9 protein-coding genes and 1 pseudogene are annotated in these 12215 nt (G+C 42.7%); 9 read left to right on the plus strand and 1 reads right to left on the minus strand.

The annotated features are described in order from the left end of the window. The first annotated feature begins 501 nt into the window (after positions 1–501). From atzF to FTU29_RS17405, 4 genes and pseudogenes are all read left to right on the plus strand, one after another. Positions 502–2316, plus strand: a complete 1815-nt coding sequence (gene atzF / locus FTU29_RS05730; protein ID WP_180120883.1) for an allophanate hydrolase — start codon at positions 502–504, stop codon at positions 2314–2316. Between the two features lie 19 nt (positions 2317–2335). Next, positions 2336–5935, plus strand: a complete 3600-nt coding sequence (gene uca, locus FTU29_RS05735) for an urea carboxylase (RefSeq protein WP_180120832.1) — start codon at positions 2336–2338, stop codon at positions 5933–5935. A gap of 2 nt (positions 5936–5937) precedes the next feature. Continuing rightward, the gene (locus tag FTU29_RS05740) at positions 5938–6624 is read left to right on the plus strand and encodes a GntR family transcriptional regulator (protein ID WP_180120834.1); all 687 of its coding nucleotides are present in this window, start codon (positions 5938–5940) and stop codon (positions 6622–6624) included. 160 nt (positions 6625–6784) lie between these two features. Then, positions 6785–7186, plus strand: a pseudogene (locus tag FTU29_RS17405) (guanosine-3',5'-bis(diphosphate) 3'-pyrophosphohydrolase); the annotation flags it as partial. Positions 7187–7716: 530 nt separating this feature from the next. Here the strand turns inward: FTU29_RS17405 and FTU29_RS05750 are convergent. After that, positions 7717–8535, minus strand: coding sequence for an IclR family transcriptional regulator (locus FTU29_RS05750; protein ID WP_180120835.1), 819 nt, complete (start codon positions 8533–8535; stop codon positions 7717–7719). Between the two features lie 261 nt (positions 8536–8796). On the opposite strand from FTU29_RS05750, the gene FTU29_RS05755 reads away from it, so the two are divergent. The 5 genes from FTU29_RS05755 to FTU29_RS05775 are packed head-to-tail and all read left to right on the plus strand — an operon-like array spanning position 8797 to position 12207. Beyond that, positions 8797–9102 (plus strand): non-heme iron oxygenase ferredoxin subunit, encoded by a 306-nt coding sequence (locus FTU29_RS05755; RefSeq protein WP_078190446.1) that lies wholly within the window; start codon positions 8797–8799, stop codon positions 9100–9102. A gap of 28 nt (positions 9103–9130) precedes the next feature. Beyond that, positions 9131–9430: a recombinase-like helix-turn-helix domain-containing protein gene (locus FTU29_RS05760; RefSeq protein WP_180076841.1), complete on the plus strand. Its 300-nt coding sequence runs from the start codon at positions 9131–9133 to the stop codon at positions 9428–9430. A gap of 15 nt (positions 9431–9445) precedes the next feature. Continuing rightward, on the plus strand, positions 9446–10510 hold the full coding sequence (locus FTU29_RS05765; RefSeq protein WP_180120837.1) for an aromatic ring-hydroxylating dioxygenase subunit alpha: 1065 nt from the start codon (positions 9446–9448) through the stop codon (positions 10508–10510). Continuing rightward, positions 10503–11267 carry an SDR family oxidoreductase gene (locus FTU29_RS05770; protein ID WP_180076843.1) on the plus strand — a complete coding sequence of 255 codons (765 nt, stop codon included), beginning with the start codon at positions 10503–10505 and terminating at the stop codon, positions 11265–11267. Before FTU29_RS05765 ends, FTU29_RS05770 begins: the two co-directional genes overlap by 8 nt. Before the next feature lie 10 nt (positions 11268–11277). Beyond that, positions 11278–12207: a VOC family protein gene (locus FTU29_RS05775; RefSeq protein WP_180120839.1), complete on the plus strand. Its 930-nt coding sequence runs from the start codon at positions 11278–11280 to the stop codon at positions 12205–12207. The last annotated feature ends 8 nt before the right edge of the window (positions 12208–12215 follow it).

The following is a 12215-nucleotide window of genomic DNA, read 5'->3' on the forward strand; positions in this document are numbered from 1 at the left end:
ATTTATACGATCTTGTGCACGCTGAGCGCACCATTTTTTAGTTTTGACTGTTTAACTAAATTTTGCGAATCAATAGCTTTTTTTTATTACTACTTTTCTATTCAACCCGATCAATCTCAAAGCCCAATATTGCTTTAGCCATCATTGATGTATCTTTTTCTATATAAAGTTCAAAATATTTCTCAGTTGTTTTTATTCTAAGTTCAAAGTCATACAAAACATTTAAATCGAAAACTTATAAATATTGAAAATAGAAAGTTCACTGTATTTAGATCTGCATCTAAATCAAAAGAATCTATTGAAAACACGATTATAAAAGTCATGCACCAAAATAGTGGAGCTTGGAAACTTAATAGAACACTTATCGTTTTGTATTGCCTAAATAAAATAGGAAAACGATTGGTGCTTTAGTATTAACATACTAAAAAATAACAAAAAATTAATTTTGGCATGATGTGTGCAATACAGTATTCAAACTTGGATACAAGAATGAGCACATCAATGAACCCAATAAAAACTTTAGGCTGGACTTTAGAAGAATGGAAAGCGGGCTACGCGAATAACACAATTCAATTGGAAGACTTATATGCCTTGGTCGAGCAATTTGATCATGCAGATCCAGCATGGATTTCCATTGCATCGATAGAACAATTAACTGCACAGATTGACGCTTTAAAACAAATCGAAAATGCTGCGGCCTTACCTTTATTTGGTGTGCCTATTGCAGTGAAAGACAATATTGATGTGGTGGGCTTTGCGTCAACGGCTGCGTTTAAATTATTTACGGACATAAAAACTGAAGATGCCTATGTGGTGCAACGCTTAAAACAAGCGGGTGCGATTATTGTAGGCAAAACCAATTTAGATCAATTCGCTACTGGTTTAGTGGGTACACGTTCGCCATTTGGTGCTGTGCCGAATACTTTTAATTCTGACTTTGTAAGCGGTGGTTCAAGTTCAGGTTCAGGCAGTGTGGTGGCGCGCGGTTTAGTCCCGATTGCGCTCGGTACAGATACAGCAGGCTCAGGGCGTATACCCGCAGCATTTAATAATATTGTTGGTTTAAAGCCAACCAAAGGTCGCTTTTCAAATACAGGCTTATTGCCTGCGTGTAAAAGCTTAGATTGCATTTCAATTTTTGCTTTAACTGTCGTTGATGCAACTGCAGTGGCAGAAGTTATGGAAGGTTTTGATGTAACCGACAGTTATTCACGTGTGAATCCTGCTACAGCGCCTGCAAAGTTCAGCGCACAATTAAATTTAGCCATTCCAAAACAATTAGAATTTTTTGGTGATGCTCAATCGGCGGATGCATTCCAGCAAGCACTGACTGAATTAAAAAACTTAGGCGCAGAACTAACAGAAATTGATTTCAGTGCTTTTAGTCAATTGGCGAGCCAACTTTACCAAGGGTCATGGGTCGCAGAGCGTACTGCTGCAGTTGCAGATTTATTAGAAACATCGGTACAAGACTTTGATCCAACAGTTTTGGAAATTATTCAAAAAGGCCAGCAGTACACTGCGGTGGATGCTTATAACGCCGAATATTTAAAGCAAGAATTGGCTCGAGACATTCAGCAAACCTTAGCGCAATTTGATGCCTTAGTGGTACCAAGCTCACCAACCATTCACACACTGGCTGAAATGGCTGAATCGCCAATTGAAAATAATAGCCACTTTGGCACCTATACCAACTTTACCAATTTAGCAGACCTGAGTGCCATCGCTGTACCTGCAGGCTTTCGTGCAGATGGGTTGCCATTTGGTATCACATTCATTGCACCGGCTTGGCACGATACGGCTTTAGCTGAATTTGCAGAAAAATGGCAAAACCATCTGCAACTACCCCTCGGTGCAGTAGCGAAAACATTGCCTGCAACAGCTTCAGTCATTTCTGCACCATCAGCACAGCATTTTCGTGTTGCTGTTGTAGGCGCACATCTCACAGGCATGCCACTCAATTTCCAACTGACAACACGCCAAGCCGTGCATGTCGAAACCACAACCACTTCTGCTGATTACGCCCTCTATGCATTGCCAAGCACTGTGCCGCCGAAACCAGGTTTAGCGCGTCAGGAAGCGGGTCAAAAAATTATTGTCGAGCTTTGGGATATTCCAAAAGCACGCTTTGGTGAATTTGTTGCTGAAATTCCAACACCACTGGGTATGGGCAATATCGAGCTTGCCGATGGACGTTGGGTGAAAGGCTTTATTTGTGAACCTTATGGCCTAAACGGTGCAAAAAATATTAGTGAATTTGGCGGCTGGCGCGCCTATATCCAATCACTGCAAGCAACAACAGCAAAATCAAATTAAAAAATTCGGGGAAATAATCATGTTTAAAACAGTTTTAATTGCAAACCGTGGTGAAATTGCTGTTCGTGCGATTCGTACATTAAAGAAACTCGGTGTTCAGTCGGTTGCCGTATATTCAGAGACAGACCGTTATGCACAACATGTCTTAGATGCAGATGTGGCGGTTTCACTTGAGGGCATCAAACCTGCAGAGACTTATTTAAGTATTGAAAAATTGATTCAAGCAGCCAAACAAACTGGCGCTGAAGCAATATTTCCAGGTTATGGTTTTCTATCTGAGAGTGCTGACTTTGCCCGTGCATGTGAGGAAAATGGTATCGCCTTTATGGGGCCAACGGCTGAACAAATTTTAGAATTTGGTTTGAAGCATCGTGCGCGTGAATTGGCTGCGGCAGCCAATGTGCCCATGACACCGGGCACAGGTTTATTGGCAAGTTTAGATGAAGCACTCGCATCTGCGGCAGAGATTGGCTATCCCGTCATGCTGAAAAGCACCGCTGGCGGTGGCGGTATTGGTTTAACCCGCTGTGATGATGAACAATCATTAAAAGATGCGTATGAAAGTGTAAAGCGTCTAGGCGAACAGTTCTTTAAAGATGCGGGTGTTTTCCTCGAACGTTTTGTCGATAAAGCCCGTCACGTAGAAGTACAAATTTTTGGTGATGGTTTAGGTCAAGTCGTTGCTTTTGGGGAGCGCGATTGTTCATTGCAGCGCCGTAACCAAAAAGTCGTTGAGGAAACACCTGCACCGCACTTACCAGAAGCAACACGTCAAAAATTGCACCGTGCTGCTGTAGAGCTTGGTCAATTGGTGAAATACCGCAGCGCAGGTACGGTTGAGTTTATCTATGATGCTGCCCGTGATGAAGTGTATTTCCTTGAAGTGAATACCCGTTTGCAGGTTGAACACCCTGTAACTGAAATGGTGACGGGCTTAGACTTGATTGAATGCATGCTGAAAGTGGCGGCAGGTGATGCTTTAGATTGGGAAAAACTCAGCAATATTCAGCCCAATGGCGCTGCCATTGAAGTGCGGATTTATGCAGAAGATCCAGTGAAAAACTTCCAGCCAAGTCCTGGTGTACTCACGGATGTATATTTCCCTGAAGACATCCGTGTGGATACGTGGGTATCTACAGGCACAGAAATTTCACAATATTTTGACCCGATGATTGCCAAAATTATTGTGCATGCTGCAGACCGAGACAGTGCGATTGCTAAGTTAAAAATAGCCTTGGCGGAAACCCGCTTGAATGGCATCAGCACCAACTTAGACTATGCACATACCGTAGTTTCAGATGCACGCTTTGAAAATATGCAAATCTGGACACGTCTGCTGGATGATTTTAAATACGTGCCAAATGTAATTGAAGTGCTGCAACCGGGCACGCAAAGTTCGATTCAAGACTATCCGGGGCGTGTAGGCTATTGGGATATCGGCGTACCGCCATCAGGCCCGATGGATGATTATGCATTTCAGTTGGCCAATCAAATTGTCGGTAATCCAAAATCGGCAGCAGGTTTTGAGTTTACCTTACAAGGACCAAGCCTAAAATTTCATGCCGATAGCATTGTAGCCATTGCAGGTGCGCCATGTAGCGCGACTCTAGATGGTGTGAATGTCGATTTTTGGCAACCGATCAGCATCAAAGCAGGGCAAACATTAGTACTTGGACAAGTTGAGTCGGGTTGCCGTACTTATCTTGCAATCCGCAACGGACTAAATGTACCTGAATATCTAGGCAGCCGCTCAACCTTTGCATTGGGTAATTTTGGCGGTCATGCAGGGCGAGTTCTGCGTGCAGGTGACATGATTAAAATGGTCAATCCAAGTCTGCCTTTAGATGGATTGGAAATTGCAACAGCAGCACCACAAGCTTTAGCTGCAGAGCGTATTCCAAGCTATGGCAAAGAATGGAAAATTGGTGTGCTCTATGGCCCGCATGGCGCACCAGATTTCTTTAAACCTGAATATATTGAAGAATTTTTTGCTTCAACATGGAATGTGCACTTTAACTCAAACCGTTTAGGTATTCGCCTAACTGGCCCGACACCAAGCTGGGCACGTGAAAATGGCGGTGAAGCTGGTTTGCATCCATCCAATGTGCATGACTGTGAATATGCTATTGGGGCAATTAACTTCACCGGAGATTTCCCAGTGATTTTGGCGAAAGATGGCCCAAGCCTCGGTGGCTTTGTTTGCCCAGTGACGATTGCCAAAGCAGAACTTTGGAAAATTGGTCAGCTTAAAGCGGATGACAGCATTAGTTTCTACCCGATGAGCGTTGAGCAAGCCAATGCCTTGGAAGTTCAGCAAATTGCCGATATCCAAAACTTTGCTCAAGCACCTGAAAAGTCAGCGGTGGCAAATTTTGAATGCAAGCCAGAAGGGATATTGGCAGTGCGTGAAGCAGATGCGTATGCGCCGAAAGCTATATATCGTCAGGCAGGTGACAGTTACATCTTGCTGGAATATGGCGAAAACGTTCTCGACCTTGCATTGCGCTTACGTGTTTATCGACTGATGCAGCTCATTCGTGAAGCGAACATTGATGGCATCTTAGAGCTTTCACCGGGTGTGCGTTCACTGCAAATTAAATATGATGGATTGCGTTTTAGCCAAGCGAATTTGATCCAGTTCTTATTAGGACTCGAAAATGAGATGGGGGATTTGAGCCAAATCAAGATTCCATCCCGTATTATTCACTTGCCGATGGCATTTGAAGACTCGGCAACTTTAGGTGCTGTAGAACGCTATCAAGAAAGTGTTTGTGCTAAAGCGCCGTGGTTACCAAATAACGTCGATTTCATTCAGCGCATTAATGGCTTAGACAGCCGTGAGCAAGTCAAAAACATCATTTTTGATGCCAATTACTTAATTTTAGGTTTGGGCGATGTGTATTTAACAGCACCTTGTGCTGTACCAATTGATCCACGTCATCGTTTACTCAGCTCGAAATATAATCCTGCACGTACCTTTACCGCAGAAGGTACAGTTGGTATTGGCGGGATGTACATGTGTATCTATGGCATGGACTCACCGGGTGGTTATCAATTGATTGGCCGTACCTTGCCCATTTGGAATAAGTTTAAAAAGAACAAACAGTTTGGCGGTCAGCAATGGTTCTTACGCTTCTTTGATCAAATTAAATATTATGAAGTAACCGAAGCTGAACTGGATCAATTCCGTGCTGACTTTGCCAATGGTGTGGCGGAAATCAAAATTGAAGAAACTGAATTTGATTTTGCAGCCTATCAAGCCTTTTTGGAAACAGAGAAGGACAGTATTGCCGAATTTAAAGCACAGCAGCAGCAGGCATTTACAACTGAAGTTGAACGCTGGAAAGATGAGTTTGATGCACCTGCGGAAATGGAAATCCTGCAAGATGATACCGACTATAGCCAGTATGCAGCTTTAAATGCATCGATGACCGGCAACATTTGGAAAATTTTTGTCGAAGCTGGACAGTCTGTGAAGAAAGGTGAGACTGTAGCCATTATTGAAGCGATGAAAATGGAGCTTCCAGTCTATGCCGATGATGACGGTATAGTGAAAGCGATTATCTGCCGTGCAGGACAAACGGTACATAGCGGTGAACCGCTGGTTTATATGGAATAAACATGAGCTCAGCTATTGTTGGGAAAAGCTCAGACAACTTGTCTGAGCTGGTTTTCCAAAAAATAAAAAACGATATCTTTGATTTTCAGCTCAAACCTGGTGCACGTTTTACCGAATCTGAAATTGCAGAATTGTATGAAGTCAGCCGTACACCCGTACGGCAGGCTTTATACCGTTTACAGCAAGATGGTTATGTAAGGGTGCATTTTCGCAGCGGTTGGGAAGTGAAGCCACTCAATTTTAAAGCCTATGAAGAACTCTATGATTTACGGATTTTGCTGGAATGCTATGCCATTGAGCAGCTCTGCAAAATGGAACCAGAACAACTCAAACAGGCTTTACAGGACTTAGTAAATGTGTGGTGTATTCCGCCTGAGCAGTTTCTGCATGATTTAAAAACTTTATCGATGCAAGATGAAGCATTTCACTGCCAATTGCTTGAAGCAATCGGTAATAGTGAAATGGCAAAGGTGCATCGGGATGTGAGTGAAAAAATCCGTATTATTCGACGTTTAGATTTTTCTAAAGATTATCGAATTGAAGCCACTTATGCAGAGCATCAACAGATTTTACAATTGATCCTTGGATATAATGTGACAGCGGCATTGGAGAAAATGCGCAGCCATATTCAGCAAAGTAAAGAAGAGGTGAAAAAAATTACTTTGGAAATGTTGGCACGAATGGCATAGAAGTATTTGCAAAAGATCTAGCTCACGATAATTCACGGTAGATATGTATTTTACGAGTCAATCTGTGTCGTTCAAGTAGCGCTTAGAGCTACAAATATCTGTATTCACTGGTTAATATGATGGAGAAAAATAAAAAAGACCACGAAGGGGGAGATTCTTTATTTCAACTTTAGAAAACGCGATTTCTTTGGCGACTGAACGCCATTTCGGACAAGTCGATAAAGCGGGTCAAGCTTATATTCAGCATCCACTTCGTGTGATGCAAAATGTGCAACATCCCGATGCTAAAATCGTCGCTGTATTACATGACATTTTAGAAGATACAGAGACAACGACGGATGAGCTTCATGCTTTAGATTTTCAAGCCCATATTATCGACGCGATACTGGCACTGACTAAAACAGCAGGTGAGAACCGATTTCAAGCTGCGCAGCGTACCGCTAAAAATGCAATAGCGTGTGAAGTAAAACTCAGTGATTTACACGACAATATGGATTTGTCTCGCTTAACAACGGTCACAGCAAAAGATCGACGTCGTTATCAACAATATTTAAAAGTTAAATGTAGATTAGAGCGTGCTCGGAGAATCCATTTACATCTGATCGAATTAAATCTAACAACAGATTATCCTAGATTTCAATTTCAAAGTTCAAAGCAAAATTTTCAATATCTGCTTAATGCGATGTTTGATCTAGAGCATTCATTAGGTGGCATTCAGATTGGAAGTCCACAGGAGTGGTGGATTTTATTTGAAGATGTCAGTGCATATTTTGCATATTGCCAAAGAAAGGGTGCCGTTCCCAAGCAGGCAACATTCTTAGATTTAATTTTAACCACAGATCGGGACTATTTCAGGGGCATCTTTCAAGCTGAACAAGATCGGCAATTATTTGCTTCTATGTTTGGCGTCTTTATGCGAAATCATTTTTATCGCGTGGAAACTTAAGACAGAAACTGTAGACTGTATCGGCAATACAACAATATAAAGTCACCATTGATTGATGAATTTTATCTAAATGTTGAGCTACTGAGCGTCATTTAAAAACATCTCAAAATGCTTGATTTCGAGATGTTTAAAGTGATTCCATCTATTTAGACGTAAATGAATTTTGAAATTTTATCGGCACATTCTATGACGGTATTGGCAACTTCTCCACGGAATTGAGCTTCTGTATAGGTGCTCAAAGGGCAACTGACCGACAAAATAGCGCTCATTTTCCCACTTGCCTGACTATATATAGGCGCAGCACAAGCGGCCATATCTGTATTGAAATGTCCCCAGCTCACCATAAATGGCTGATTGCGTACTTCACGTAGTCGTTCTAATAAAGCCTCAATATTACGCGGTGTACGTTCCGAAAATATTTTCCAATCTTGAATATTTTCATAACGCTTGATGACTTCAGCTTCCGAAAGTTGCGACAAAATCAATTGACCAATCACCGTTGCATGTGCAGGCCAGCGTGTGCCGATATGCACGGTACTGGTAAATGGACCATTGGACTGAACATTGCTGACGAAAACAATATCTGTGCCTTCTAAGACCGATAAATGCACCGCAATTTTAATTCGGTCACGCAGTTCGCGCATGATCGGCGCAGCCAAATCGGTCAGTGATGATTTAGATAAGCTGTTAAAGCCCAGTTCCATCACATTGCTGTTGAGCGCATAGGTTTTTTGCGACATTTTTCGCAGGTAGCCGCAGTGCTCTAAGGTGTGAATTAAACGAAAAGCGCTGGAACGGTTTACATCTATTTTTTCCGCGATTTCAGAAATGGTCATTTCCTGATGATGTTGATCGAATAATTTTAAAATGGCCAAGCCACGAATTAAGCCTGGGACTAAATAGCGCTCCTCATTGGAAGATTCAGTTTCTTTCTCTAAAGAGGCATCGTTATTAATTGAATTCATTTGCCAAGCTCATCTTTGATCAAGTTTATATAAAAATAAATAACCTATTGGGGCTATTTTAGCGGCCTAAAAATGAGATCGCAATGTTTATATATAAAACATTTATTTTTAAATAAAACATTGCAAAATGTGTTTTTTAACTATCTTTATGAAATATATAAATTTATAAAAATTGACAATTAAATTGCTCACGCATTATTCTATTCATAATGTTTCAAATATTAAATATTGTTTTGCATATAAAACATGGAAGATGAGCATATGAACTGGATATCTGTTTGCAAAGTGAATGAAGTCGCTGATGAAGAGCCAAAAGCGGTTGAAGTCGAAGACAAAAAGATCGGTGTCTTTCTTATCGAAGAAAATTATTTCGCGGTTGAAAACGTCTGCCCGCATGCATTTGCGTTACTGACAGAAGGCTTCATTGAAGGACTGACAGTTGAATGCCCGCTGCATGAAGCGATTTTCAACTTGGAAACAGGGGCTTTGGAAAGTGGCCCTGGTTGCAGAGATTTATGTACTTACCCAGTACGCGTTGAAAACGGTGAAGTTCAAATTCAACTCTAAGGCTGAAGGAAGAAAAGGAAATATTCACATGAAAGCATTTAACGAAAAGCTAGCTAAATGGATTAACGCAACGCCTTCGAATGACGCAGGCATTAACAATATTCAAATTCCGGGTCAGGTTGAACATTTGGTTTGGCAAAACCGCAGCCGCGCGCCGAGCCAATATGAATTGGATTTTGTGCAGCATTTAATTCAAGCCTTCAATAACGATGTGACAGAACTGGATGCATTAACCGATGCACTGAATCAGCAAGGGTTTAGAACAGTAGCAGGAGAGGTTTGGACCACTGAGAGCTTCTCGAAAGAAATGCAGCGTCTAGGCTATTAAGAAAAGGATTTAATCATGACTGCAGAAATTAATTTAGAACAATATTTGGATCTTGGTCTGCGTGATCAATGGTATCCAGTCTTGGCAAGCTGGGAAGTAGGTTCAAATCCTGTTGGGATTACCCGTTTAGGCGAAAATATTGTGGTATGGCGCGATGAGCTAGGCGCTGTACATGCACTGGAAGACCGCTGTCCGCACCGTGGTGCACGTTTATCGCTAGGTTGGAATCTGGGTAACCGCGTCGCTTGCTGGTATCACGGTGTAGAAGTGCGTCATGACGGCGTGGTGGAAGATGTGCCAGCAGTCCATGATTGCCCGCTCAAAGGCAGCGACTGCGTAAAATCATATCAAGTCAAAGAAATGAATGATGCAATCTTTATTTGGTTTGGTCTTGATGCTGCAGAAGCGCCTGCGGAACTTAATTTGCCCGATCAGCTATCAAGTGATGAGTGGAGCTCATTCTTATGTATGGCGGATTGGAAAGTGAATCATCAATATGCCATTGATAACGTGATGGACCCGATGCACGGCACATACCTTCATTGCACATCGCACTCGATGGCGGAAGGTGAACGTACAGCAGAAATGAAGCACCGCGCAACCCAAGATGGTTTTGTCTTTGAAAAAGAAGGCCAAACTGGTGTGAACTTTGACTGGGTTGAATATGGTCAAACGGGTGCAGCATGGTTGCGTTTATCAATTCCTTACCGTAAGTCTTTTGGTCCGGGTGGTGAGTTTTGGATTGTCGGTTTTGCAACTCCAATTGATGCCGACAACACGCGCGTATTTTTCTGGCGCTGCCGTAAAGTCTCTGGCTGGCAGCGTAATGTATGGCGCTTCTTGTACCGTAACCATCTTGAGCAATTGCACTGGGATGTACTGGAACAAGACCGCATTATCTTAGAAAACATGGCGCCCAATGCACGTCAACACGAATTCCTTTATCAGCACGATGTAGGCTTATCTCGCTTACGCCGCCTGATGAAAAAAGAGGCGGAAAAGCAAATCAAAAAAATCTTAGCGCTGCGTGAAGTGAAAGATGAAAATCGCATTGAAATGAAGGAAGCGTCAAATGGCTAATGTGCAGATTTTAGCCGGCAAGCGCATCTTGGTTACCGGAGCTGCGCGCGGCCTAGGACTTGATTTCGCCCAAGCGGCTGCTGAAGCAGGCGCTGCGGTGGTGATGGCTGATATCTTGGCAGATCAAGTGCATGATGAAGCGCAAAGCTTGGCGAAAAATGGCTTAAAAGTCTCATCTGTCATGATTGATTTGAGCGATAAAAATTCGATTCAAAATGCCGTACAAATTGCCGTAGGTGTTTTAGGTGGATTGGATGGCTTGATCAACTGTGCTGCTTTGGCGACAGGGGTGGGCGGTGTAGATATGATGAGCTATGACGAAGCGCTTTGGGACCGTGTGATGACTGTCAATGTTAAAGGCACTTGGTTGGTTTCTCAAGCTTGTGTACCACATTTAAAAGCGTCAGGACAGGGCAAAATTATCAATATTGCTTCCGATACAGCGCTGTGGGGCGCACCAAAGCTGATGGCTTATGTTGCAAGTAAAGGCGCCATTATTTCGATGACCCGTTCAATGGCAAGTGAGTTAGGCGCAGATAATATCTGTGTGAATACCATCAGCCCAGGTTTAACACTAGTCGAAGCCACAGAATATGTCCCGCAATCACGCCATGATTTGTATGTGAATGGAAGAGCAATACAGCGTCAACAACTTCCGCAGGATGTGAACGGCACAGCGATTTATCTGCTTTCAGATTTATCATCTTTTGTGACCGGACAGAATATTCCTGTGAATGGCGGTTTCGTATTTAATTAAGGAGCAAGACATGATTACAGGAATTGAAGTCCTTAAATTTGGTGTCGAAAACCGCCAAGAGGCAAAGACATTTTTAGCTGATTTTGGCTTAAAGTCGGTGGCAACAGATATTGATGGTACAGATTTATATCAAACGCAAAATGGCAGCAAACTGTATCTTTTTGATACCTCTGATGCACGTTTACCGCCAGCCATTGAAGCCGGTTCAACACTACGTGAAGTAACGTGGGGTGTTGAAAATGATCAAGATTTTGACAGTTTAAAAGCAAATTTAGCCAATGAGCCGGGTTTTGCTAGTTCGGCTTCACATGTGCAGTGCCGCGATCCAAATGGCATGACCATTGTGTTTAAAAAAAGCATAACGCATACATTGCCAGAAGCGAAAACGGAAGGCATTAACCAATTTGGCAATATACAACGTGTGAATGCAGCTAGTCCTGTGTATGAAAAAGCTGAACCGGTAGCCATTGGCCACGTAGTGTTTTTCACACCAGATTTGGAAACGACACAAGCATTTTACATTGAGAAAGTTGGCTTCCATTTATCCGATGCTTACCGTAAGCGCGGTGCATTCTTACGCTGCCGCGGCGAAGGTTTCCATCATGATTTGTTCTTATTGTCCGTCCCGAATAAACCAGCGGGCTTGAATCATGTGGCCTTTGTGGTCCGTGATATTCATGAAGTCATTGGCGGCGGTTTAAGTATGAATCGTCAGGACTGGTCAACCTTTATTGGCCCAGGTCGCCACCCGATTTCATCTGCATATTTTTGGTATGTGAATTCTCCATTGGGCGGTGCGTTTGAGTACTACACCAATGATGATTATTTGACAGAAGAATGGCAGCCGCGTGAAGAAGAACATAGCTTGGAGTTATTTACCGAATGGGCAATTGAAGGTGGTTTGGACCATGAAACCCGCCGTCAAGTAAAGCCTGCCTAAGGTAAATG

This window comes from Acinetobacter sp. YH12086 (assembly GCF_013419345.1).
Taxonomy (GTDB): Bacteria; Pseudomonadota; Gammaproteobacteria; order Pseudomonadales; family Moraxellaceae; genus Acinetobacter; species Acinetobacter amyesii.

Bases quoted from the DNA above. Each gene is read 5' to 3' on its own strand.
- atzF (WP_180120883.1), top strand. From the start codon at position 502: ATGAACCCAATAAAAACTTTAGGCTGGACTTTAGAAGAATGGAAAGCG.
- uca (WP_180120832.1), top strand. From the start codon at position 2,336: ATGTTTAAAACAGTTTTAATTGCAAACCGTGGTGAAATTGCTGTTCGT.
- FTU29_RS05740 (WP_180120834.1), top strand. From the start codon at position 5,938: ATGAGCTCAGCTATTGTTGGGAAAAGCTCAGACAACTTGTCTGAGCTG.
- FTU29_RS05750 (WP_180120835.1), bottom strand. From the start codon at position 8,535: ATGAATTCAATTAATAACGATGCCTCTTTAGAGAAAGAAACTGAATCT.
- FTU29_RS05755 (WP_078190446.1), top strand. From the start codon at position 8,797: ATGAACTGGATATCTGTTTGCAAAGTGAATGAAGTCGCTGATGAAGAG.
- FTU29_RS05760 (WP_180076841.1), top strand. From the start codon at position 9,131: ATGAAAGCATTTAACGAAAAGCTAGCTAAATGGATTAACGCAACGCCT.
- FTU29_RS05765 (WP_180120837.1), top strand. From the start codon at position 9,446: ATGACTGCAGAAATTAATTTAGAACAATATTTGGATCTTGGTCTGCGT.
- FTU29_RS05770 (WP_180076843.1), top strand. From the start codon at position 10,503: ATGGCTAATGTGCAGATTTTAGCCGGCAAGCGCATCTTGGTTACCGGA.
- FTU29_RS05775 (WP_180120839.1), top strand. From the start codon at position 11,278: ATGATTACAGGAATTGAAGTCCTTAAATTTGGTGTCGAAAACCGCCAA.